At 43.8% G+C, this 24,034-nt stretch carries 20 protein-coding genes; 11 read left to right on the forward strand and 9 right to left on the reverse strand.

The genetic code is table 11. The features are described 5' to 3' along the window. Nucleotides 1-6: 6 nt before the first annotated feature. On the reverse strand, nucleotides 7-651 hold the full coding sequence (locus LX99_RS14695; RefSeq protein ID WP_170122708.1) for a carbohydrate-binding family 9-like protein: 645 nt from the start codon (nucleotides 649-651) through the stop codon (nucleotides 7-9). Between the two features lie 275 nt (nucleotides 652-926). Here LX99_RS14695 and LX99_RS14700 point away from each other — a divergent pair, with 275 nt between their 5' ends. Next, nucleotides 927-2,228 (forward strand): FAD-binding protein, encoded by a 1,302-nt coding sequence (locus LX99_RS14700; protein WP_109608573.1) that lies wholly within the window; start codon nucleotides 927-929, stop codon nucleotides 2,226-2,228. An 11-nt stretch (nucleotides 2,229-2,239) separates the two neighbouring features. On the opposite strand, the gene LX99_RS14705 is transcribed toward LX99_RS14700, so the two are convergent. From LX99_RS14705 to LX99_RS14720, 4 genes are all read right to left on the reverse strand, one after another. After that, nucleotides 2,240-2,656, reverse strand: coding sequence for an RNA recognition motif domain-containing protein (locus LX99_RS14705; protein WP_022830938.1), 417 nt, complete (start codon nucleotides 2,654-2,656; stop codon nucleotides 2,240-2,242). A gap of 205 nt (nucleotides 2,657-2,861) precedes the next feature. Continuing rightward, the gene (locus tag LX99_RS14710) at nucleotides 2,862-3,899 is read right to left on the reverse strand and encodes a fatty acid desaturase (protein WP_245927928.1); all 1,038 of its coding nucleotides are present in this window, start codon (nucleotides 3,897-3,899) and stop codon (nucleotides 2,862-2,864) included. A gap of 267 nt (nucleotides 3,900-4,166) precedes the next feature. Next, nucleotides 4,167-6,101 carry an ATP-binding protein gene (locus LX99_RS14715; protein ID WP_109608575.1) on the reverse strand — a complete coding sequence of 645 codons (1,935 nt, stop codon included), beginning with the start codon at nucleotides 6,099-6,101 and terminating at the stop codon, nucleotides 4,167-4,169. 62 nt (nucleotides 6,102-6,163) lie between these two features. Continuing rightward, nucleotides 6,164-6,730: an acyl-CoA thioesterase gene (locus LX99_RS14720; protein ID WP_022830934.1), complete on the reverse strand. Its 567-nt coding sequence runs from the start codon at nucleotides 6,728-6,730 to the stop codon at nucleotides 6,164-6,166. Nucleotides 6,731-6,884: 154 nt separating this feature from the next. On the opposite strand from LX99_RS14720, the gene LX99_RS14725 reads away from it, so the two are divergent. Together LX99_RS14725 and LX99_RS14730 are read left to right on the forward strand one after the other, a co-directional pair. Further along, nucleotides 6,885-9,659: a TonB-dependent receptor gene (locus tag LX99_RS14725; RefSeq protein ID WP_109608576.1), complete on the forward strand. Its 2,775-nt coding sequence runs from the start codon at nucleotides 6,885-6,887 to the stop codon at nucleotides 9,657-9,659. A 22-nt stretch (nucleotides 9,660-9,681) separates the two neighbouring features. After that, complete coding sequence (locus LX99_RS14730) at nucleotides 9,682-10,437, forward strand: toxin-antitoxin system YwqK family antitoxin (RefSeq protein ID WP_109608577.1); 756 nt, start codon at nucleotides 9,682-9,684, stop codon at nucleotides 10,435-10,437. A gap of 123 nt (nucleotides 10,438-10,560) precedes the next feature. Here the strand turns inward: LX99_RS14730 and LX99_RS14735 are convergent, their stop codons facing one another. The 3 genes from LX99_RS14735 to LX99_RS14745 all read right to left on the reverse strand — a co-directional run bounded on the left by LX99_RS14735 (nucleotide 10,561) and on the right by LX99_RS14745 (nucleotide 14,590). Next, nucleotides 10,561-11,064, reverse strand: coding sequence for an FKBP-type peptidyl-prolyl cis-trans isomerase (locus LX99_RS14735; RefSeq protein WP_022830931.1), 504 nt, complete (start codon nucleotides 11,062-11,064; stop codon nucleotides 10,561-10,563). 18 nt (nucleotides 11,065-11,082) lie between these two features. Continuing rightward, on the reverse strand, nucleotides 11,083-13,098 hold the full coding sequence (locus LX99_RS14740) for a thioredoxin domain-containing protein (RefSeq protein WP_109608578.1): 2,016 nt from the start codon (nucleotides 13,096-13,098) through the stop codon (nucleotides 11,083-11,085). 184 nt (nucleotides 13,099-13,282) lie between these two features. After that, nucleotides 13,283-14,590: an alkaline phosphatase family protein gene (locus LX99_RS14745; protein ID WP_109608579.1), complete on the reverse strand. Its 1,308-nt coding sequence runs from the start codon at nucleotides 14,588-14,590 to the stop codon at nucleotides 13,283-13,285. A gap of 349 nt (nucleotides 14,591-14,939) precedes the next feature. Here LX99_RS14745 and LX99_RS14750 point away from each other — a divergent pair, with 349 nt between their 5' ends. The 5 genes from LX99_RS14750 (at nucleotide 14,940) to LX99_RS14770 (ending at nucleotide 21,212) form a co-directional block, all read left to right on the forward strand. Beyond that, nucleotides 14,940-16,904, forward strand: a complete 1,965-nt coding sequence (locus LX99_RS14750) for a M1 family metallopeptidase (RefSeq protein WP_109608580.1) — start codon at nucleotides 14,940-14,942, stop codon at nucleotides 16,902-16,904. 340 nt (nucleotides 16,905-17,244) lie between these two features. Beyond that, nucleotides 17,245-17,604, forward strand: coding sequence for a response regulator (locus LX99_RS14755; RefSeq protein ID WP_109608581.1), 360 nt, complete (start codon nucleotides 17,245-17,247; stop codon nucleotides 17,602-17,604). A 286-nt stretch (nucleotides 17,605-17,890) separates the two neighbouring features. Next, nucleotides 17,891-20,176 (forward strand): ATP-dependent helicase, encoded by a 2,286-nt coding sequence (locus LX99_RS14760; protein WP_109608582.1) that lies wholly within the window; start codon nucleotides 17,891-17,893, stop codon nucleotides 20,174-20,176. Between the two features lie 162 nt (nucleotides 20,177-20,338). Continuing rightward, complete coding sequence (locus LX99_RS14765) at nucleotides 20,339-20,707, forward strand: helix-turn-helix domain-containing protein (protein WP_022834017.1); 369 nt, start codon at nucleotides 20,339-20,341, stop codon at nucleotides 20,705-20,707. A gap of 205 nt (nucleotides 20,708-20,912) precedes the next feature. Then, nucleotides 20,913-21,212: a hypothetical protein gene (locus tag LX99_RS14770; protein WP_109608583.1), complete on the forward strand. Its 300-nt coding sequence runs from the start codon at nucleotides 20,913-20,915 to the stop codon at nucleotides 21,210-21,212. Between the two features lie 24 nt (nucleotides 21,213-21,236). Here the strand turns inward: LX99_RS14770 and LX99_RS14775 are convergent, their stop codons facing one another. Next, nucleotides 21,237-22,667: a tetratricopeptide repeat protein gene (locus LX99_RS14775; RefSeq protein ID WP_109608584.1), complete on the reverse strand. Its 1,431-nt coding sequence runs from the start codon at nucleotides 22,665-22,667 to the stop codon at nucleotides 21,237-21,239. A gap of 546 nt (nucleotides 22,668-23,213) precedes the next feature. On the opposite strand from LX99_RS14775, the gene LX99_RS25675 reads away from it, so the two are divergent. The 3 genes from LX99_RS25675 to LX99_RS25685 form a co-directional block, all read left to right on the forward strand. Then, nucleotides 23,214-23,375, forward strand: coding sequence for a hypothetical protein (locus LX99_RS25675; protein ID WP_022834014.1), 162 nt, complete (start codon nucleotides 23,214-23,216; stop codon nucleotides 23,373-23,375). A gap of 60 nt (nucleotides 23,376-23,435) precedes the next feature. After that, entirely contained in the window at nucleotides 23,436-23,579 is a 144-nt protein-coding gene (locus tag LX99_RS25680) for a hypothetical protein (RefSeq protein WP_022834013.1), read from the forward strand. A gap of 219 nt (nucleotides 23,580-23,798) precedes the next feature. Next, the coding region (locus LX99_RS25685; protein WP_211319027.1) for a hypothetical protein at nucleotides 23,799-24,034 on the forward strand (236 nt) is incomplete at its 3' end.

Genomic DNA, 24,034 nt, shown 5'->3' on the forward strand with positions numbered 1-24,034 from the left:
TTTTGTTCAATCAAATAGCAGCGTACCAAAAAATTGCGGTAAATGAAAATCAGGATCGGCGGTTGGAATGTTATTCCAGCTTAAAAAATGAGGTTCTGGCAGGTCGTCGCCGCACTTAAAAAAGTTAACCCGGCACCCGCGCTGCTTCAGTGTGGTCAGGTGATGATGAATAAAAACCTCGAACGGGATCAATAAAGTAAGCTCCCAGCTGTTAAGCGTGGCGTCACCATCGGCCAAACTCATGTTGCTTAGCGCTTTGATCTTTTCAACTTTCGCGCGGGGGATCTCTTCCCTGTTATGCCTGTTTATGCCATAACCAACAAGCGCGGTACCAAGCGCGTTAAATTCAAGGTTATAATAACTGCCGTCGGTATCAAAACCGATAAAAAACTCTACACAGCTATCTTTATAAACGGGGGCGTTAGCGGTGGTATAAACAGCCGCGGTATGTTGTTCCTTTACAAAATACTTCAGCGCGATGCCTTGTTCTGTATATCCGATGACGAAATTAACCTCAGGGCGGTAACCGCTCTTTGTCCACAATAAATTATTTATGGCATGCTTCCCGGACAGATCGAGTGCTGCTGATAGTCCGGATAAATTTTCGGCCGTGTCAATTCCAGGAATGAATGCCGCGTGTAGTTGTTTCACCAATGATTAAAATTACTTGAAGTCAATTTATTAAAAACGCAGCAATAAGCAATCATCAACAAAAAATCTGCAATAACCGCCGCATTTTGTTAGCAAAATACACAAAAGTTTATAAAAAAATTAAAAATCTAAATTTTACTTATTAAAAAAACACAAAAACTTTCAACTATTACATGTTCTTATCAGTTCAATAAAAAAGCCTTTGCTTTTGCGGTTAATTATTAAGTAACTTGGCTTTGATAAGAAAAACTTTCATCAATCAAGTGCTACTTTAAATGACAACTCCCCTATCATCTTCCTCCGAACCATGGGCACAGCAACCAGGGCTGCAAAACTGGTCGGGTAATTTAGCTTTCAGTACCGCGAACATATTTTATCCGCAAACGGTTGAGGAGGTACAGCAACTGGTTAAAAAGCATCGTAAAATAAAAGTGTTAGGTACAAGGCATTGTTTTAACCCTATTGCCGATAGTAAGGACAACCTGATTTCCAGCCGCGATTTGAATAAGATCTTATCATTGGATAAGCAAAACCGAACAGTAACCGTTGAAGGTGGTATTAAATACGGCGAACTTGCCCCATACCTGCACCAGGAAGGTTTTGCCTTGCATAACCTCGCTTCGCTGCCGCATATCTCCGTGGCAGGCTCCATAGCTACAGGCACCCATGGTTCAGGGATTAAAAACGGGAATTTATCGAGCGCGGTTACCGGGCTGGAGCTTGTGAAAGCCGATGGAAGTATAGTGCAATTATCCGCATCAAAAAACAACGGGCAGTTTAACGCCGCGGCGGTGGGCTTAGGGGCTTTAGGCGTAATTACCAAAGTAACGCTGCAGGTTGAGCCCACTTTTATGATGAAACAGCATGTTTTTACCCACCTGCCCATGAGCCGGTTAAAACAGCATTTTGAGGCGATTGTATCTGCCGCTTACAGTGTAAGTTTATTTACCGACTGGCAGGCCGACAGCATTAACGAAGTTTGGATCAAGAGCCGGGTCGGTTCAGGCGAAATCGAAAACCTTCAAGAGTTTTATGGAGCGAAAGCGGCCACTGGGAACCTGCACCCTATTATGGGCATCTCCGCCGAAAACTGTACCGAGCAAATGGGCGTTGCAGGGCCGTGGCACGAACGCCTTCCGCATTTTAAAATGGGCTTTACGCCAAGCAGCGGCAAGGAATTGCAATCGGAGTTTTTTGTACCCTTTAACCATGCCGTTGAAGCGATAGAAGCTGTTTCGAGGTTAGGCAGGCAAATCGGTCCGCATTTATTTATTTCAGAGATCCGCACCGTAGCCGCCGACGAGCTGTGGATGAGCCCCGCGTACCATCAAAAATCTGTAGCGATACATTTTACCTGGAAACAGGAAACCAAAGCCGTAATGCAATTACTGCCTCAAATTGAGAAGGAACTCGCGCCGTTTAACGCGCGGCCGCACTGGGGCAAAATATTTACAATACCCGCCAAAACATTAGCTTCCCGCTACGAAAAAATGGAGGCATTTAAGGCGATGGTGGATGAATTTGATCCCGACGGGAAATTCAGGAACCAGTTTTTAACAAACGTACTGTACGGTTAAGAGTGTAAAAATTAAGGCTGCTGCCTGCGCGGGCGCTTTGCCCTAACGGGCGCGGCAGGCTCAAATTCCTGGCGGGCATTGTTATCGCGCTGCGGATAACGAGGCTTGTTATAACCCTGCGGCTTTACTTTATTAAAAGCCGGTTTAGGTTTGGCAAATTGCTGCTGCCTTGCCTGTGGCTGGTGTTTAAGTTCGGCTATGCGTACGCTGATCTCACGGTCGTCTATGGTAGCGCCGTTCATCGCGTCGATGGCGCGCTGGGCACCGGCTTCATCACTCATTTCCAAAAACCCGTACCCTTTACTTATCCCGCTGTCCTTGTCGGTAATAATGCGAACGGAGTTTACCGTACCGTAGGCGCTAAATAGCTCAACAAGCTCAATCTCTTCCATATCCCGCGGAAAACCCACTATAAAAAGCTTAATCATAAATGATTCAATTGCAAAAGGTGATCAGTGGGCAAATATAATGCACAAAAACGGTTTGATGTACAACACAACAGCAGGTTAAAGGTATATTTTATAAAAAACACACAGTATTTTACCCAGCGCACCAGTTTTACACTAAAAAAGCCATAGCGATTATTCTGCTACAGCTTTTCAATATATTTTAAACCAACCTGTTCAGCTGAAATTAAAGTTCGGTAACAGGTACCGCACCAGGCAACACAACAGGAACAGGGCTGCAATAAACTTTCAAAAATTCGGCTTTGGAATCGCGGTAAGAGCTAACGGCACCCAAAACACTCATCATTTTAATATAGCACCAGGCCAGATCAAACTGATAAGGCTTAAACCCAGAACGGGCGCTTTTGGGATACAAATGATGATTATTATGCCACTCGCCGGCTACGTAACCCGGCCAAAGCTGGTTTATTGACATATCCTCACGATTATGATCAATACCTTCGCGGCGCATGTCTTTACCTTTACCATGCCCTTCGTAATTAAAAGTACGCACACCTACGGCCCAGATGCCTGCCGAACCGAATACGGCGCATGCCAGCGCCAAACCTCCTATCAGGTAAAATGCCCCAAACCAAAAACCCCAGTTTAACACTATCCCGATAATGGTACGGGCCGGGTTGGCGAGGGTTCCCCACTTTTGGTATTGTTTATAGGTGTTTACCTTTACGCCGGTATGCTTCATTAAATTAACACATTTAGCATAGCTGGCTTCGTTCATACCGCGCGCTATAGGCTGGTGGTTTACATCAGCCAGGAAACAATACATAAAACCGCCTTGCGCGTTGTACGGATCGCCGGGCTGATCAGATAACGCGTGATGCACGTGGTGCGATACCGCGTAAATCTCCTCCGGAATAATTTTAAGGGTTAGATTTTGCGTAAAAAACCGCCAGAAATTATTTTTAAAGGTATAAGCGCCGTGCGTGCAGTATCTGTGATGCCAGATGGTACCATGGGTGCCCATAATGATCATGCTGTAAATAAAGGCTACAATAAGCCCGCTAATACTGAAATATTTAAATATAAAAAGCCCCAAAAAAGGCACCAAGGCCAGCACCAAAATCCAGCTTAAAAACGATAACCAGTTCTTTTTGTCCTTGAAAACATTAAGTCGTTTAAAAAATTCAGCGATAATTTGTTTGTTGGTGGGTTTAGATAAGTTGCCCAGTTCATCAGTCCAACCATACGCAGGTGGTTGGAGCACTGTGTTTAAAAAAGCCATTAATGGTGGGGAGATTAATTTATAAGTGGATTTATTTCCGTTGATTTTGTCACAATATAGTAAAAACTATAACTACTTAAATGTATAAACGGAACAAATACTTTTAAATTACCCCACGAGAGATTTAAATTTTTTTCAGTACAATTAAATTACTTTATAAGTAATTACAAAAACAACATTACTTTAAATAAAGTTGCTGCGCAAAATCCCCCCCCGCTACAGTTACCGATACCACAAATGCAGCTGTACTTATGCAACGGCTGCTCCCTCTGCATCTGCCAGTGGCAGGCTAAAACTAAACGTACTTCCTTTATTTATTTCCGAACTTACCCATAATCTACCGCCATTAAACTCAACCAGTTCCCGGCATAAAAACAAACCGATCCCGGTACCCTTTTCGCCCAATGTGCCGGTGGCAATATGCCTGCGGCTATCAGGTTTAAAAAGCGTACTTAATTTTTCGTCCGGAATTCCACGGCCCGTATCCGCTACGCTTACCACAAGGTTCTCCCCTTCTACCTGGGCAGAAAGTGTAATCACACCATTGTTATTGGTAAATTTAATGGCATTGCTTATCAGGTTACTCAGTATTACTTTAACATGCTTTTCATCTGCATTTACAAAAAATTGCGGATGCGCAGCGTTTTTAAACTTTATACTTTTTTGCGTTAGCTGGTAATCAAACATCCGCAACATTTCATTACCTGTGCAGCTGATATTAACCGCCGAGGGCTCAACATGAATGCCTTTGATCTGGTTACCGGCCCATTCAAGCAGGTTGGCCAGTGTTAATTCGGCTCCTTTCACTACCGGTTCAATTTTCTTCATCAGGTCGCCAATCTCGGCGGGGCTCAGCGCATCGTCGGTATTATACAAGTACAGTATGGCATTTAAATTAGCCAGGGGCGTACGCAGATCATGCCCTATCACAGCCAGCAACTTATCTTTTAAATTATTAAGATTGGTAAGGTTTACCGATTGCGCCTCAATCAGCTCTTTCTGACTAAGCAAAGCTTCCTGCTGCCCGTGCATCTGTTCAAGTAAAATTCGTTTTAACTTATATTGACGATAAGTAGCTGACAGGGCTGCGATAACAAAAAGCAACGACACAATTAGTGTAATAATAATTGCTCTTTGCGAATGAAGTTTTTCCCGGTAAGTTCTGGCGCTACGTTCAACAGTAGCGATGTTGTTTAAACGATTATTAAGCTCGAAGTAACTTTGTATCAGCCTGGTGTTGTTACGCTTGTTAACACTATCAACGCTATCAAGCGCGCCGGTATAAAGCTTCTGGTAAACCAACGACTGTTTCAGGTTGTTTTTTTGCTCAAAACTGTAAGCCATTACATTATAGGCCGATGAGATTCCATCCATAATGCCGATGCTATCAGATAAGGCCACGCCCTTTTGAGCCAAAGCAATGGCTTCGTCGTACCGGTTTAAAGCATTGAAAATTTTGGCGCGTTCAATAAATGATATTGCCCTTAACCGCCTGTTGTTAACGGCGTAACTCATGTGGAGGGCGGTATCTGAACAGGCAAGAGCCCGCCCGTACTGTTTTTTTAACCTGAAGGCATTTGCCAGTCTGCTGTATAATATGCACAGGGCAGGCTTGTCATTAATGGCAGTGCTTAGCTGCATGGCCAGCCTGGCATCGGCTATACCCTTATCAAATTGCTTAAGTTTAAGATACAGGAACGACCGTTCGTTGTAAACCTCCGAAAGCATGGCCTGATCAGTGCCCGCGTATCGGCCGGCAATGTCAAGGTTTTTTAAGGCTGTTGCATAGTTTTGCAAATCGATATAAACACGGCCTATAGAACTATAGCACATAGCGAGGGCAAGCGGCTTATTTTTTGACAGGTAACCTAACGCAGAGTTGAAATAAAATAAGCTGATGGGATAATAAGACTGCGACCAGTACACATGCCCCAGATTTAAAAAGGCATATCCCGTACCTTCCTGGTATTTTATTTTTTCAGACAGCAAAAGCGCCCGCTCGGCCAATGCCCTGGCTTCATAGGGCGCGCTAAGATAGGTTTCTTCGGCAAGTTTATTAAGGCTATCGACGGTTTTAGTTGTGACAGCTATATTTTGGCCGGGGCGCTCGTTATGAAAAAAAAGGGCATGCGCAGCGCTATGCGGCATCAAAATGAGCAATATCAGTGCGGCATACCACCTCATTTGTCAAACAGTTAATTATAATCAGGACTGCAATGTAATAAAAAGTTGATATTCAAAGATATCTATCCTGCCACCAGACAGCGTTCGCCGCGCAACAATTCAATGCAATGCTGGTAATTATCGGGCACCTCTATTTGTTGCACCTCCTGCATGTAGCTTTGCTTTATTTCTTTACGGCGGCGGGCCTCTATAAACCGGCGTACCTGGTCTCGGTTTTCAAGAATCAAGCCCGGTACTTTAGCAGGTTTATTATTTTCATCCCTGGCTACCATGGTGAAATAGCTGGTATTGGTGTGCTTAACTGAATTATTTTTGATATTTTCCGATATCACCCTGATCCCCACTACCAACGAGGTGTTACCCACATAATTTACCGAAGCCAGCAATGATACCAGCTCTCCTACTTCAACCGGGTGCAAAAAATCAACCGTATCTATCGATGCTGTTACGCAATAGTTGTTAGCATGCTTGGCCGCGCAAACGTAGGCTACTTTGTCCATCAGCGAAAGCAGGATGCCGCCATGTATTTTACCGCCAAAGTTAGAGTAAGAAGGAATCATCAACTCGGTAATGGTAGTTTGCGAAAAGCCAACCGTTTTATAGTTGGAAGTGTCGGGAATAGAAGTCATGTTATATATTATGAATTTTTATTTGGATGAGGTGGAAAGTCGGAAGTCCGGGCTTCCACACTCACCAATTACTGCAACATTAGTATTACATAGGGGCAAATCACTAAACCTTAGTTAAACTTTAAAGTTCAATACCCTAAATTGACCCTAAACTATGAAAAAACACTTACTCGTAACGCTTCTTTCATTTCTTATTTTACAGGCAGCGTATGCACAACAAGCCCGTGAAGTTCACGGGACTGTTGTTGACAGTGTCGGCGCGGTTCCCGGCCTTACCGTAAAACTTACCTCGGACAAAGACAGTATAGTGGTAGCAACTACCACCGGTGGGGCGTTCTTTTTCCCTTCGGTAGTTTCCAGGAGCTTTAAGATCACTGTAAGCGGCATTGGCTATCAGGCGCTAAGCAGGAAATATGTAATGGATAATGACACCAAACCGATCAGGCTCGATCCTATTAAGATAAACGTACAAACCAATATGCTCAACACGGTGGTGGTATCGGCAGTGATCCCCATCACCATTAAAGAAGATACGGTTGAATATAAGGCCTCCGCCTACAAGGTACGTGAAGGTTCGCCGGTTGAAGACCTGTTAAAAAAACTACCTGGCGTTACTGTTGACAAAGACGGAAATGTAACCGCCCATGGCAAACAGGTTACCAAGGTACGCGTAAACGGCAAGGACTATTTCACCGGTGATGTGCAAACCGCTACCCAAAACCTCCCTGCCGATATTGTTGAAAACATACAGGTAATTGACGATTACGGCGACCAGGCCAACCTTACCGGCATAAAAACCGGCGATCCGGACAAGATTCTGAACATTACCATACAAAAAGGTAAAAACAAGGGCAACTTTGGCCAGGGCAGCGTTGGCGTTGGTAACGACGACAGGTACCAGGCCCGTCTTTCGGCTAATTCATTTTATGATGCCAGGCAACTCTCGCTCATCGGTACCTGGAATAACAACAACACCAACTCGTTTAACCTGGGCAGCAGCGGAGGAGGCGGCGGGCGCGCAGGCCGGGGCGGTGGCGGAAGCGCGGGCGGCACAAGTACCGCCAACGGCATTACCACCAACCGGTCGATAGGAACAAACTATCGTGATGACTGGAGCAAAAAAGTAACGGTGTATGGCAGCTATAGTTTTGCCGATAAAGACAGGGACATTAACAGCACCACCGTACAGCAAAACCTTTATCAATCGGGCAGTATTATCAACACCGATAACAGCACCAATTATAACCATGGCATTAACCACCGGTTTGATTTTAATATCGAATACAAAATAGATACCTCCAACTATATTAAAATCAACCCGGGCGTCTCCTACGCTACTGCCGAAAATACAAGCACCGATGCATTCAGCAACAGGCGTAACGAAACACTGGTAACCGGCAACGAGCTGGCCTTAACCAACAACAATTCGAACTCGGAAAGCCTCAATGTATTATACAACCATAAGTTTCATAAAAAAGGCCGCAATTTTAGCGTAAACGTCAATGTAAGTCACTCAAAAAACACCCAGGAGCTAAATGACCAGTATACCACCCATCAGGATACATCAACAACTAATTTATTTCAGCAAATCAATTCAGATAATCAATCAAACCGGGTTGGGTTGCGTTTTTCGTACATCGAACCGGTTGGTAAAACAACCTATCTCGAAACCAATTACGCCTACAACTATTCAAATACCGATAATAACCGGTATAATTACCGGGTTGATCCGCTAACGGGCAATCAAACCTATGTAGATTCTTTAAGCACTTTGTATAACTACCAGTTTATTACTAACCGCATCGGCTTAAATCTTCGGGGTGCGCAGCCTAAGTATAATTATACCTTGGGCCTTGCCGTGCAGCCATCCAAGCTTGATGGCGAATCGCATAATTTCCATACTACTACCAACACTTTTAATATTATCCCTACCGCCAGGTTTATTTATAACTTTTCAAAAAACCATTCATTTTCATTCAATTACAGCGGCTCCAACGCTCAGCCCTCGTTCGCCCAACTGCAAATACAGCCCGATTATTCGAACCCGCAAAACCGGGTGTATGGCAACCCCAATTTAAAACCGGAGTTTACCAACAGCTTCAATATCAGGTACAACCAGTTTGATATTGCCAGCGGCAACTCACTGTTCACCAGTTTATCATTTGCTGAAACACAGGATAAAATTGTAACCAACTCTTCGCCTGTTACAGATAGTACTTTAACCAAGGGCAATAACACCATACAGGCAACCCGTTACATCAACACCAACGGCTTTTACAACGTAAACGGTAACTACTCGTTTTCAAAACCTTTTGCCGAGCGTAAATACACCGTATCGTTAAACGGCGGCGCAAGCTATAGCAACAACATCTCCTATATCGAAAACCAGCGTAACGAGGGCAAAAACTGGGTGTTTAACCAGGGCGCCAAAATCAGGTTCGACCTGGACAGCATTATGGACAGCGAAGTGAGCGCCAATTACAGCATCAACACCACGCGTTACAGCCTGCCTTCATCCCTCAACACCGATGCCCAGACCTGGACATTGGGACTTGATGGCCGCAATTTCTTTTTTTACAGCTGGGTATTGGGCTATAACCTCACTCAAACCATTAATCACGGTTTCAGTAGCACGGTAAAGGCCAACCCTACCCTGCTGAGCAGCTATGTTGAATACCAGTTTTTGGCTAAGCACATAGCCGCCATCCGTTTCCAGGCTTTTGATATTTTTGATGAAAATAAAGGCATAAGCCGCACGGTATCCGGCAACCAGGTTATTGACACCCGCACTAACCGGCTGGGCAGGTATTTTATGCTCAGCTTTACGCTGAGGTTGCAAAAATTTGCCGGAAGCCGTCCGCAAGGTGGGCGGAGCGGGGGCGACCGTGGGAACTTTGGCGGCGGCAGCAGGCGCGGTGGCAGGGGTTAATTGATAGTTAATACTTGCAGATATGCAAACCTGCTTTATATTTACACAAATCAAAATACCTGCATTGAGAACCATTATCATTACGCTGCTGTCATTTTTTTTGTGGAGAACAGCATCCGGACAAACCAAACCTGCCACTCCGCAACCTGAAACAATCATCCAGAAGCACCGCCTTACCGATTCGGTATTGGAACGGTACAGTGTGCTTAAAAGCGATAAATATACCCGGCAGGGGTTATACCAGGCCATTTATCAAAAAAACTACGCCCTGGCCAGCGGCTATTATACCAATGGTAAAAAAACGGGCACCTGGCATTTTTTTGATACCCGCGGCAACCTGGTTCAAAACTTTGATTATAACACCAACCAAATCACCTACGAAGCGCCGGAGGATAGCACGTCAAATCTGCAATATAGTGTAGATGTGCCGTTAAACGATAGTTCGAAGGTTACCAAACCGCTTAAAGTCGGAGGAAGATATTTTGGTTACCTGCCTTATCTTAACCTGTTTAAACTCCCGCCCGACCTGATTAACATCAACCCGAATATGTCATGGGGAATGGTAGAATTGCTAATCAGTCCGCTCGGCAGGCTGGCCTCTTTTAAGGTTCACGTTTATAGCGGACCGGTTTACCATAAAATTTTTAACATGAGCATTGATGTGCCTGATGAAGCTGATAAGATCTTTATCCCGGCTACGGTGAACGGTGAAGCGGTGAGTTGCAGGGTAGCTATTAAATGCGCCTTTAGAAGTGATGGAGGTTTGGAGTTTTTTTAAGCCGAGTCAACATCCCACTATCGCGGGTTTAGCGACGGATAGTGTTAAAATAAAAAAGGGTGGTTTCAAATCTGAAACCACCCTTTTTTATATCTTACTCCCCCTTTAGGGGGTTTGGGGGGATTAATGGTGGTGATGACCATCCGGGCCATGTGCATGCCCATGCGATAACTCTTCGGGAGTTGCAGGGCGCACGTTGATAATTTCGCCTTTAAAATGTAAGGCCTGGCCGGCCATCGGGTGGTTCAAATCAACAATAACCGCGTCTTCGGCAATTGAAACTACCACAGCCTGGAAACGATGGCCCTGGTTATCCTGTAAAGGCAAAACGCTGCCAATTTCAGGCATTTCAGTTCCCTGAAACATTTCTTTAGGCAGGTTGGCTACTGCCTCATCATCATATACACCGTAAGCATCCTCGGGCGAAAGGCGAAACTCATAGCTGTCGCCGGTTGAAAGTGTGCTCAGGTTTTCTTCAAATTTAGGCAGCATCTGGCCTGCGCCAAATAAAAATGTAAGCGGTTGTTCCTGAGTGGCACTTTCTACTAAATCTTCAGTGCCGGTGTTTTCGCGGTCAACGTACAAATCGTAGGTTAACGATACTACGTGTTGTGGTTCAATCTTCATTGTAAATTATTTTTAATTTTAAAATCTGGCTTCCACCTCTTTCAGGGCGTCGGCCGGGTTGTGTGCAGGTAATCCGCAGGTTTTATCTTTACAAATGAAAATTTGCGTTGATGCACCAAACTTATCCTGTAGCAAAGGTAAACTTCCTGTAATACCCCCCAACATAATTTTATTGGGGATGTAACTATTTTCTATTTCCCTTCTAAAAGCTTCGGCATTGTTGCCGGTTATGGCAATTTCATTTACGCCAAACACCTCATCCAACAAAAGCGCTACCCAGTTTGAATAGGCCGAGCCGTACTTTGTTAATTGCGGCATTACATTGCGTAACAGTTGTGCCGAAACTTCCGTGTATTCTTCATTATCAAAAAGCAAGCCTAATTTTTTAAGTACCCGTGCCATTACGGAATTGGAGGCGGGAATCACGCCATCCATAATTTCCGATTTACGGGCAATCAGCTGTTCGTCATCATCGGCAGTGAAAAAGAAGATGCCTTTACTTTCATCGTAATAATGAATTAAAGCCGTATCTGCCAGTTTACGGGCTTCCATCAGCCAGCGTTCGTTAAAGGTAACTTCGTACAAAGCAATTAACCCATCAATCACATTAGCGTAATCATCTAAAAACGCTACCGGTTTATCATGTGCCGATGTGGCGTTATAAACACGTGATAGCCTGCCACTTTGGCTAACAAGGTTATTTAAAATAAATTCAGCATTATTCAGCGCGATATCAAGGTACTCCGGTTTATTAAAAGCGCGATAGGCATCGGCAAGGCCTTTCAGCATTAAACCATTCCAGGAGGTGAGGATTTTATAATCCAACCCGGGCCTCACCCGTGATGCGCGCGCTTCAAGTACTTTTTGACGGGATGTATGGATCTTGCCGGATAATTCTTCAACTGATAAGCCTAACTTTTGAGCCAAGTCTTCGTCGCTATCTTTTCGGAATAATACATTCGATTCTTCTTCTTCCCAATTACCATCTTCGGTAATATTGTAGTAGATACAGAACAGCCCCGCGTCATCGCCCAAAACTTCTTCTATCTCCTTTTTCGTAAAAATGTAAAACTTCCCCTCCTTGCCTTCGCTGTCGGCATCAAGCGCGGAGTAGAAACCATAATCCGCCGACATGAGTTCGCCGGTGCTGAAAGTGATGACTTCGTCAACAATCTTCCTATACAATTCGTCGGGCTGCCAGGTATAGGCCTCGGCATATAAACTAATAAGCTGGGCATTGTCGTAAAGCATTTTTTCAAAATGCGGCACGTGCCAACGTCCATCAACCGAATAGCGGGCAAAACCACCGCCCACATGATCATAAATACCGCCGAAAGCCATTTTGTGCAGCGTAAGTTTTACCTGGGCGGTAACCTCATCATCCTTCATTAGATACGCATAACGCATTAATGCCTGCCAGTTGTTGGGCATCGGGAATTTAGGCGCGTTGCCGCTGCCCCCCTCCTGCTTATCAAAATAGCGTTTCCAATTATTTATTATGGCTTCCAGATCGGTTTTGGCATACTGTGCCTGCGCCACCACAAAATCTATCGACTCGTAATTCCGGATCCCCTCAGTTAAGCGTACAGCATAATCTTCAGCTTCTTCGGGTTTTTGTTTATAAAAATCCGCAAGGTTAAACAGCAGCGAAGTCCAGTCGTTTTTACGAAAGTAAGTGCCGCCGTAAATTGGCCGCTGATCGGGCAGGCAAATGCAATTTAAAGGCCAGCCGCCCCTACCGCTCATCAGCTGTACAGCGCTCATATAAATCTGGTCAACATCCGGGCGCTCTTCCCTATCCACCTTAATGCAAACAAAATATTCGTTCATTACCGCCGCTACCTGCTCATCCTCAAAACTTTCGTGCTCCATTACATGGCACCAGTGGCAGGCCGAATAACCAATGCTCACTAAAATGAGTTTATTCTCGGCTTTGGCCCTATCCAGGGCTTCCTTTCCCCATGGGTACCAATTAACCGGGTTATTGGCATGTTGTAATAAATATGGAGATGTTGAATTAGCCAGACGGTTCATATATGTAATGTATTTACTGCAAAGGTGCAGATATAATTGTACCTGCAGGATAAATGCAGGTTATTTAGAAAAGTTTTTACGGAGAGAATATAAAAGCAGTGAATGAAACGCGCAAAGGCGCAAAGCCGATAAGGAAACCCTGCGTACTCACGGCTTTGCGCACCTTTTACAAACTGGTAATAACTTACTGCAACAACCCAGTCGGTATTTTCCCATCCACTTTGCCAAACGGGATGTCCAGCAATTTCACCATAATTGGCGTCATATCGCGCAGGTTCATTTCTTCAATCACCGCGCCTTTACGGATACCCGGACCGTGAGCGATCAAACCTGTACGTATATTTTTTGTATCCGGAAAATGCCCATGGGTACCGCCTTTACCTTGTTTTACTGCATTGCCGTTAATGGCCGGACTAAATGAGGCATCCTGCTCACCTGTAAGAGCGAAAGCTACGTTAGGATTGTAACCGCCTTTGGTAAGTTGTTCTTTGGTAATTAAACGATAATACTGCTTCACGCTATCTGGTTGAGCCGCCAATAAAGCTTTTACCTTTTCGGCGGTCGCTTTGTCGGCTGGATCTTTCAGGTACAGGTATGCCGAACCACCAACGGTATTAAACTGCGCTTTCCAGTCGCCGGTTTTCAAATCCGTGATCAGGCCGGCTTCTTTAAGCCATACATTGGGCGAGATCGTTTTCTTTACATCATAAAATCCGTGGTCGCCGCCAATAAGCAGTACAGTACTATCCCATATACCTGCGTCTTTTAGTGCATTAACAATAATACCTACGGCCTCGTCCGCATCGGCCACAGCTTCCTGCACACGTGTTCCGTAACGCCCAACGGCATGCTCGGCTCCATCTACCGAAAACACATGGATGGTCATTAGCTGCGGCTTGCTTTTCCTGATTACATAGGCGGCAATCTTTGCTATATTTTGATTTTTGCCATGATCTATTTTATCAATGCCGCCAAAAACTTCTTTTTTCACCTCAGCATAAAAGCCTTTCGGTAATGAATACTGTTCGCGCACACCATCGCCCAGGCTGCCAATATCCGGGATATTATAGTCAACCGGGGCATTGGCAGATACGGGCCAGTATAAGGAGGCAACGGTCATGCCCTTATCTTTGGCCGCCTTCCAAATGGTTGGGGCATGAATAGAACTATCCTGCCAGTACGGCTGTTGCGGAGTGCCGTCTGGCGTAAACTTGTTATTATAAAATACGCCGTGTTTAGCAGGCTGTACACCGGTAACAATAGTGGTATGCGAAGGGTACGTCATGGATGGGAATACGCTGTTTACCCCTTTGGCATAGGCACCATCCTGCATCAGCGCGCGCAGGTTGGGTGTTTGCCATTCGCTGTCGAGATAAAAATCGGGGCGAAAGCCATCGATGGTAATAAAAATAACGTGTTTGGCGGTTTGAGCCATAAGTTGACCGCTTGCCATAAACAAGACAAGCAGCGCGATAGATAGTTGTTTTTTCATAGTTAATAGTTATCCGCGGAACGGAGTTTACTGTAGCGCTGTAAAACAGATTGCTCGGAATGGCGCAAAAATGTTGCTATCTGTGTTAACTATTTATGAATTTATAGTTATACAATTTAACACGAATGATTTCGGTCGGGCCACAATTAAATCGAATTACCCGAATTATTCAAACCGATGAAATTGAATTCGTGTGATTCAATTCGAAAAAATTTGTGTAAAAATTCCTTAATTACCTTATGCTTAATATCATCTACCTGTTAAGCAATTTACCTGATACAATCACCTGAAATTATCAAACTCACAAATTATTTCCCTTTATTTGCCCCTTTATTGCTAAAAATTTAAGATGAACTGTTTAAAACTGAATTATTTATTATGCGCCGTGGCGTTGATACCTTTAACGCAAAAGGCATCGGCACAAAGCGCGGACACAGCAAAATACAATCACCAGGATGTATTCGGCCCAATCACCTGGCCGGTTACCAGTGGCGGCACACGCTCGGCAGCAGGTAAGCCGTCGCCCACTTATTGGCAAAACCGCGCCGACTACCATATCAAGGCCGCTCTTAACGAAGGTAAAGACACCACCATCACCGGCGAGGTAGCCATAACATATACCAACAACAGTCCCGATAAATTAGATTACCTGTGGCTGCAACTGGATCAAAACTTGTTTAAACCAGATTCTCGCGGGGCGGCAGTTACGCCAATATCGGGCGATCGCTTTGATGTGCGCGGCTTTAACCGCGGCGGTTACCACATTGCATCGGTTACCGTTACTTACAAAGGCGAAACCTATAAAGTTGATCCTGTTATAACCGATGCCCGTATGCAATTACGCCTCAACACCCCTATGGATGGTAAAGGCGAAAAAATAGAAGTGAAAATTAACTATGATTTTGCTATCCCGTTTTACGGGGCCGACCGCATGGGGCGTAAAAAGTTTAAACAGGGCTACGTTTACGAAATTGCCCAATGGTACCCGCGCATGTGCGTGTATGATGACGTGGAGGGCTGGAATACCTTGCCCTACATGGGTTTAGGTGAATTTTATTGCGAATACGGAGATTTTGATTATTACATCACCGCCCCGGCGGGTAAAATAGTTGTAGGTTCCGGCGATTTACAAAACGCCGATGAGGTGTTAACTGCTACCCAGCAAAAACGCTTGCAGGAAGCCCGCAACAGCGATAAAACCGTTACCATCATCAGCGCGGGCGAGGTTGGCAAGGGTGCCACCCGCCCATTTAAAGGCACGCTCACCTGGCATTTTAAAATGCAGAACACCCGCGATGTTGCCTGGGCCGCTTCGGATGCTTTTATCTGGGATGCAGCAAGGGTTAACTTACCATCAGGCCGCAAGGGTATAGCCCAATCAGCCTATCCGGTTGAAAGTTCCGGCAATGATGCCTGGGGCCGCTCTACCGAATATCTGAAAAATAGCATGGAGATTTATTCGAAGTTGTATTTTGAATATCCATGGAACTCAGCAGTCAATGTATCGGGCGTAGCTTTAGGTATGGAATATCCAGGCGCTATCTTTTGTCTCAGCAACCTTAAAAAAGGCCAGTTGTGGGGCGATGTTACCCACGAGATCGGTCATAACTGGTTCCCGATGATCGTCGGATCAAACGAGCGCAAGTATATGTGGATGGACGAAGGCTTTAATACCTTTATTAATGAATATGCCAGCAAGGAGTTTAACAACGGCGAATACGCTGAAAGAGGAAATACCGCACAGAACATCCTGGCCGGTTACCGCAACAGTAAAGATCCGCTCATGACGGCGCCTGAAGCCATAGGCCTGAACGATTATGGACAATACTATGTAAAAACAGCCCTGGGTTTGGATATTTTACGCAATGTGGTGGTGGGCCCGGAGCGTTTTGATTATGCGCTGCGTGAATATGTTAAAAACTGGGCTTTTAAACACCCGCTACCATATGATCTTTTCCGTGCCATGAACGATGCCACCGGCGAAGACCTGAACTGGTTTTGGAAACCCTGGTTTTTTACCACCTGGAAGCTTGACCAGGCCATTACCGCTGTTGATTATGTAAATGATAACCCGGCAAACGGCGCCATCATCACCCTAACTAACAATGAAAAAATGGCTATGCCGGTAGATCTCAAAATCACCCAGGCCAACGGCAAAACAGAAACCATTCACCTGCCCGTTAACATCTGGCAGCGCGATGGCGTTTGGAAATTTAAGTACCCTTCAACTTCGGCTATTAAAACCATGGAAATTGACCCGGATCATCAATTACCCGATGTAGATTTGAGGAACAACATTTACAGGGCAGAGTAACGAGGTTAGAGGTTAGAGGTTAGAGGTTAGAGGTTAGAGGAAATTATTACAGGCGATGAGTGTTTGGGCTCATCGCTTTTTTTGGATTATTAAAGCCTATATCAATTTGCTACCATAACTCGTATCATTAGTACAAACTACATACGATTCTCAGGAGCATTTGGGTTATTTTAATAACCGGTAAAGTGCAATGCCAATAAGAAAACGTTAACAACTAAGCTACAAGTACTTACTATTTGAACCTCGATAAATATTTTTAACCATAAAACATTTTTTGTTTTTGCTTATTGATTAAAATAAAGGTATTTATATATTTTAATTTATAATCAGCCGTTAACTTATGCCTAAAAATATACTCGTAATTGAAGATGATGCCGAGATACTAACAGTACTCGAAACCGTGCTCACTTTTAACAACTTTAAAGTTAAAGCGCTGAGGCGCACAGATGATATTATCGCTTCGGTTAAAAGCCATAACCCCGACCTTGTACTTACCGATTACATGTTGCCCGGCATGAACGGCGGTCGCATTTGCCAACTGATTAAAGGCAACGAAGCTACAAGGCATATTCCCGTGATCCTGATCTCGGCCTATCATGAGCAAGCCATCGCCCTGGTTAATTTTGGGTACGACGCTTTTGTACCTAAACCTTTCGATGTGAATAAGCTGGTGAAAACCATTAACAGGTTTTTAAATTAAACAATTCCTGATCTGCGTAACGCGATACAATCGCGAACCCACTTTATGCACTCATCACAGATGAGCGCAAGGAGATACAATCGCGGACCCACTTTAAGCACTCATCACAGATGAGCGCAAGGACGATGTAATCAAAAAATAATCGGTGTAATCCCAAAAACAAAAATCAATCGGTGTAATCCCCAAAATACAAAAATCCGAAATCTCAAATTCGACATCCGAAATTCTTCCCCTTTTCGCCCCAAAAACCTTAATTTCGCTGCCTCACAGCAAAGAGGAAAAGATTTTGGATTACTTACAGGGATTAAACCCCGAACAAAGGGCAGCGGTTGAACAAACTGAAGGACCGGTAATGATTATTGCCGGTGCCGGATCGGGCAAAACACGTGTTATTACATACCGTGTTGCGCATTTGATACGCAAGGGCGTTGATTCATTTAACATACTGGTACTAACCTTTACCAACAAGGCAGCCCGCGAGATGCGCGAGCGTATTACCCACGTTGTTGGTACCGAAGCAAAAAATATCTGGATGGGTACCTTCCACTCGGTGTTTGCAAAAATCTTAAGGGTTGAGGCCGAAAAAATTGGCTACCCAAGTAACTTTACCATTTACGATACCGACGATAGCAAAAGCGTACTAAGGGCCATTTTAAAGGAAATGAACCTTGATGATAAACTGTACAATGTAAACTTTGTATTGAACCGCATTTCGGCATCAAAAAACAACCTGATTTCGTGGCAGGAATACAACAAGAACGAGCAGATCCAGGCCGACGATTTCTCGAGCGGCCGCGGGCAGTTGGGCAAAATTTATGAAATGTACGCCACCCGCTGCTACCGCGCCGGCGCCATGGATTTTGACGACTTGCTTTATAAAACCAACGAGTTGCTTAAACTTCACCCGGATGTGCTGAACAAATACCAGCACAAGTTCAAATACCTGATGGTGGATGAGTATCAGGATACCAACTTTTCGCAGTACCTGATTGTTAAAAAACTGGCGGCCGTGAACGAAAATCTTTGCGTTGTGGGTGACGACGCGCAGAGTATCTATGCCTTCCGTGGTGCCAATATCCAGAACATCCTCAACTTTGAGAAGGATTACCCGGATCTGAAGGTGTTTAAACTGGAGCAGAACTACCGCTCAACCCAAAACATTGTAAATGTTGCCAACAGCATCATCCGCAATAATAAAGATCAGCTTAAAAAGAATGTTTTTTCCGAAAAAGAGTCGGGTGATAAGATCAAGGTTATGCGTGCCTTTAGCGATAATGAGGAAGGCAAACTGGTGGCCGAAGCCATTATGCAGGACCGCAGTTCGAAAGGGCTGAAATGGGGTGCTTTCGCCATTCTGTACCGTACCAACGCGCAATCCCGATCAATGGAGGAAGCCTTGCGCAAGCTGGGCATCCCCTATAAAATATACGGGGGCCTCTCTTTCTATCAGCGTAAAGAAATTAAGGACCTGATAGCTTATTTCAGGCTTACCTTCAACCCGAATGATGAGGAAGCCTTAAAACGCGTTATCAACTATCCTAAACGCGGTATAGGTGATACCTCGGTTGATAAGATCATCGTAGCGGCCGACCATCACGGTATTACCCCCTGGGAAGTTATAGCCGAGCCGGGCAAATACCTGGAGGGTAAAATATCGGGAGCGGTGGGCACCTTTGCTACCATGATCCAGAGTTTCCAGGTGCTGGCCAAAACAAAATCGGCCTATGAAGCAGCGCTTTATATTGCCCAGCATTCCGGCGTATTGAAGGATCTGTACGAGGACAAATCGGTTGAAGGGCTTAACCGTTATGAAAACATACAGGAGTTACTGAACGGCATCAAGGAGTTTTCGGAACGTGAGGACATTGAGGAAAAAGGCCTCGATATTTTTATGCAGGATGTTGCGCTTTTAACTAACGACGATAACGATAAAAACAAGGATGCCGATACCGTTTCACTCATGACCATCCACTCCTCCAAAGGCCTTGAGTTTCCGCAGGTATACGTGGTTGGTTTGGAAGAGAACCTGTTCCCTTCGCAAATGTCGCTCAACTCGCGCAGCGATCTTGAGGAAGAGCGCCGTTTGTTTTATGTAGCTGTTACCCGTGCCGAAAGCAAACTACACATCAGTTACGCAACCTCGCGCTTTAAGTTCGGTACGTTGATCAGCTGCGAACCAAGCCGCTTTTTAGATGAAATAGACCCTAAATTTTTAGAACTCGACTATACCGCGCGCCCAACCGCCGGCGGCAGTGCCAGCTTTGATGACGACCGCAAGGCCTGGAGCCGCGATAAGCAGCCGGATACCTTCAGCAAACCTAAACCCGCGGGCCAGGCGCCCGTAAAAACCACGGCCATGCTGGCGAAGGCGCACGTACCTTCCGCCAATTTTAAACCATCGGATACCTCTAACCTGCAGGTAGGTATGGAAGTTGAACACGAACGATTTGGCTTTGGCAAAGTAATCTCGCTTGAAGGCAATAAACCTGATATTAAAGCAACCATCTTTTTTAAAGAGATAGGTCAAAAGCAACTCCTGTTGAAATTCGCCAAACTCTATATTATCCAATAGTATAACCAAGAGTTAAATCCCGATTTTGAGGAACTGATTCCCCACAACCTGGTATGCAAAATCATTAAATTGCCGTTATAACACTAATTTAAAGGTAATTTAATGATGGCATGCCGTTTGGATTCTTCTAATATCCTTTTCCCTAATTATTGAGTAATTGATATGAGCGATATTGTAAAAAAGAAAACAAACACATCTGTTGGCAAAAACATCAGAACCTTACGTCATCAGCATGGATGGAGCCAGGAAGACGTAGCTAACCGCCTCGGTATTTCAATCCCGGCATTTTCAAAAATTGAGACCGGCGTTACTGATATCAACCTGTCGCGGTTGGAACAAATTGCCAATATTTTTGATGTAAATGTTGTTAACCTGCTTGCGCTTGATGTTGAACAAACCGAACTTAAACCATCTGTATTGAGCATAGCGCAGAAAAAACTGATTGAGCGCGAATCTGAAATTGCCAACCTGCAACGCAAGGTTATTTTGCTTTATGAAGAGTTACGCAACAAAACCAATATGGCTATGTAATTGCTGGTAGCGATAATTCCGGCATAGTATACATTGTACATTATAACAGACCTGCAAATTATTAAATAAAAATTAACAATATTTAACTTAAGGAAACGAACAATACATAATCTCGAAAAAAACACCTGTTTTTTACGTTCTCAACTGATTTTTAATAAGTTGGTTTAAAAATTGTGACAGGTGCATTATAATAAAGATGATGTATATGTCGAATTATCTTATTTCAATATCCAAAAACGAAACCCTTAACGACGGGATTATTCACGACCCAACGAGCAAGCTAAAAGTTAAAGCTTTTGATTTGATTAAAGCAAGGTTTAAGCCCAGTAAAGGTGAGATGAGATTTTTTGTAACCGCTGGAGATGAAACCCTGGCGTTTGAAACCCAGGGGTATAATAAACACAGGCAGCTGCTGGTTTTACAGATGATATCCTATTACTGTATATATCTCGGGCTTATTGAGGCCCAGATCCACTCCAGCCTACCGGTTCATTTCAGCTATTAAAGGCGCACATGAAGCAACGGCGGATTAAACCCGTGGCGGATTGTGCAGCATATCGCTCATCTCGATGATCTTTGCATCAATTTCGGATACACATTTATCCATCATGTCTAAACATTCGGCCTGGTTAACCAGGCCTTCTTTTTCAAGGTTGATCAGCCCGCGCAGCGTTGCTATCGGCCCCCTGATTTGATGGGAAAGATAAGATGAGTGCTCAGAGAGTTTTTTATTTTTTAGCTGAAGATCTTTGGTGCGCTCATCAATAATTTCTTCAAGGTGGTGGTTAATCCTGTCGAGGTTATCTTTTTGCCTCGATACTTCTCCATTAAGCAGAGTGAGCTGAGCGTTTGTTTTGGCCTTGCGCTTAACGTTGTTGATGAGCAAACCTATCACTACCAGCAACAACCCGGCAACAACAGTTACCGCCCAAAACTTCGATCTGTCATACGCTTGCCGCTCGGCAATTCTTTCATTCTCTTTTACCTGCTCCTCCTGGCGGCGTTTGGCTTCAACCAAATTCATCTGTGCCGACGCATTTGTTTTATAAGTAGCGCTGTCCTGGCTGTAGATCCCCCGCAGTAGCGTTAAAGCCTTCCCATAGTTTTTTCGTTTAAGCTCCAGTTCGTAGGTGGTGTAGCGGTAATCATAATCAAGCTTCGGATCTTTAACCAATTGCGTATAGGCGGAGCCTTCCTGTACTATTTTTTCGGCATTGCTATAATCTTCCCTGGCAACATATAAAGCAGCAAGGGTGAGGTCGATACTCGCTACAGATTCGTTAAGGTCGCGCGCCTTGGCAGCGGCGTTAGCCTGTAACAGCAGTTCGAGTGCTTTATCATAGTTTTTAAGCTTAAAGTAAATAACCCCCCTGTTTTGAAGGCACTGGATGAGGTTCACCGAATCCTGAAGTTTCTGGAATATGGGGAAACTTTTATCGTAATAGGTAAGCGCCATGTACAAATTATTTTTGCGCGTGTATGTGTTGCCTATATTAAGATACAATGACCCCATTAACTTGATATCATTTACCTGTTGCGCTATCTCCAGTGATTTTTTAAGATAACCTAATGAACGTTCATAATCATGATCGCGAAACAGGATACCGATGTTATTGTAAACCTTTGCCTCGCCGCGCAGGTTATTGGCACGGGTAAAATAAGCCAGCGAATTAAGATAGTTTTCTATCGCCTTTTCGGGCTGGTCGAGGTAGTATTTTCCGATACCGATCACCCGGTAAGCCTCGGCAATTCCGTTAAGATAATTAAGCTTTGTGGATAAATTAAGCGCCCTGGTGGCATCCTCAATGGTTTGCTCCGGGTTGGTTAACCGGTTGGCGTAGGCATTGGCATTAAGGGTATTCACCTCGTTGGTATCCTTCGCGGCTACATCTATTATGTCATTTGCATACGCCGTAAGCGATAATAAAAAGAATAATAAAATGGAGCATGCTTTTTTCATTAAAAACACTTCTACGATCTATTGGCTGGAAAGTTATGAAATTATGATGGATTATATTTAATGTTAAGATAAAAAACGTTGTGGAAAAATATTTTTCCTTTTTTTCCCATCAATTAAAAAACATACCTATATTTGCTTCGTTAAAATACTGAATTACAATTAATTAAATCAAAATACGCATATATATAATACCATTAAAAAAGCCTATAAGGTCAATAGGCAAACCCCAATAACAGCATGGGTAGATTTGAATGGCACGCTATAATTTAGTGAGAAAATTTTTCACACAAATTACATGCAACTGAGTTAACTATAACAAATTATTCCAATAAAATCAGTAATTTAAAGCAATTTTATAAAGAACATTAATATAATAAATTAGTAACATTTTTAAATTTTTAACGGGTTTATCAATAACAGAAGCAAAAACAAAAGATCCTGTATTTAAATAATATGAGCTACTAAAAATAGTAGCAACATATTTTGCAAAACAAACCTATCGTTATAATTTAAATTTTAAAATATTAAAAACAATAATTAACAAAAATGAAAAATTCATTATTTTTTGTGCTGGCACTCGCAGTAATCGTGGTACTCACTTCATCATTTGTTTTATCGTCGTCAAGCAAAAAAGATCAGCAGCCTACCGCCGTAAATTTCACTAAAACGCCCGCAGCTTTCAAGCGCGATTTGGGCAGTGCCGACTAACACAGTAAACCAATTTGAGTAATTGACACAGATAATATCATCTAATAATTTATAACGATCATGAAAAAGCTATTAACCTTCAGTTTGGCAGTACTTTTTACCGGCATAATTTCTTCATGCAAAAAAGAAGCTGTGAAAAACGATCTGGCCGATATTCATTCATTCACTACCGGATACAAAAGAGATTTAGGAAGCGCCGACTGATTATTCATGATCGATAAAAAAAATCATTCATGCTGCAGCGGTAGTTTGCCCGCAGATATTATTACCTGCAGCACTTAAAAAACGCTACCGACACAGTTGAATTCACTAATCAGCGAATTAAACCATTGATTTATAGCCGACTGATAAGTGAATGATATAACAAAGACCATCATTAAAACCAATAAAATATTTACACCGCTCTCACATATAAAAAACGATATGAAAAATTTAACTCTTATAGCAACCGTCTTATTAAGCACTGTATTATCAGCATCAACGTTAGCAAATGCCTCCACTATCGATCCTAAAAACACCAGCACCAAAAAAAGCGGCCCCGGTCCTAAAAGAGATTTAGGTTCTGCGGATTTCACTAACGCCGGCCCAAAAAGAGATTTAGGTTCTGCCGATTTCGCTAACGCCGGTCCAAAAAGAGATTTGGGTTCTGCGGATTTTAC

Origin of the sequence: Mucilaginibacter oryzae (assembly GCF_003148845.1) — a bacterium.
Lineage (GTDB): Bacteria > Bacteroidota > Bacteroidia > Sphingobacteriales > Sphingobacteriaceae > Mucilaginibacter > Mucilaginibacter oryzae.

Excerpts from the sequence above, each read along its gene's own strand:
- LX99_RS14765 (WP_022834017.1), top strand. The coding sequence starts at position 20,339 with ATGAGCGATATTGTAAAAAAGAAAACAAACACATCTGTTGGCAAAAAC.
- LX99_RS14775 (WP_109608584.1), bottom strand. The coding sequence starts at position 22,667 with ATGAAAAAAGCATGCTCCATTTTATTATTCTTTTTATTATCGCTTACG.
- LX99_RS25675 (WP_022834014.1), top strand. The coding sequence starts at position 23,214 with ATGAAAAATTCATTATTTTTTGTGCTGGCACTCGCAGTAATCGTGGTA.
- LX99_RS14740 (WP_109608578.1), bottom strand. The coding sequence starts at position 13,098 with ATGAACCGTCTGGCTAATTCAACATCTCCATATTTATTACAACATGCC.
- LX99_RS14720 (WP_022830934.1), bottom strand. The coding sequence starts at position 6,730 with ATGACTTCTATTCCCGACACTTCCAACTATAAAACGGTTGGCTTTTCG.
- LX99_RS14700 (WP_109608573.1), top strand. The coding sequence starts at position 927 with ATGACAACTCCCCTATCATCTTCCTCCGAACCATGGGCACAGCAACCA.
- LX99_RS25680 (WP_022834013.1), top strand. The coding sequence starts at position 23,436 with ATGAAAAAGCTATTAACCTTCAGTTTGGCAGTACTTTTTACCGGCATA.
- LX99_RS14755 (WP_109608581.1), top strand. The coding sequence starts at position 17,245 with ATGCCTAAAAATATACTCGTAATTGAAGATGATGCCGAGATACTAACA.
- LX99_RS14750 (WP_109608580.1), top strand. The coding sequence starts at position 14,940 with ATGAACTGTTTAAAACTGAATTATTTATTATGCGCCGTGGCGTTGATA.
- LX99_RS14715 (WP_109608575.1), bottom strand. The coding sequence starts at position 6,101 with ATGAGGTGGTATGCCGCACTGATATTGCTCATTTTGATGCCGCATAGC.
- LX99_RS14745 (WP_109608579.1), bottom strand. The coding sequence starts at position 14,590 with ATGAAAAAACAACTATCTATCGCGCTGCTTGTCTTGTTTATGGCAAGC.
- LX99_RS14725 (WP_109608576.1), top strand. The coding sequence starts at position 6,885 with ATGAAAAAACACTTACTCGTAACGCTTCTTTCATTTCTTATTTTACAG.
- LX99_RS14735 (WP_022830931.1), bottom strand. The coding sequence starts at position 11,064 with ATGAAGATTGAACCACAACACGTAGTATCGTTAACCTACGATTTGTAC.
- LX99_RS14705 (WP_022830938.1), bottom strand. The coding sequence starts at position 2,656 with ATGATTAAGCTTTTTATAGTGGGTTTTCCGCGGGATATGGAAGAGATT.
- LX99_RS14770 (WP_109608583.1), top strand. The coding sequence starts at position 20,913 with ATGTCGAATTATCTTATTTCAATATCCAAAAACGAAACCCTTAACGAC.
- LX99_RS14730 (WP_109608577.1), top strand. The coding sequence starts at position 9,682 with ATGCAAACCTGCTTTATATTTACACAAATCAAAATACCTGCATTGAGA.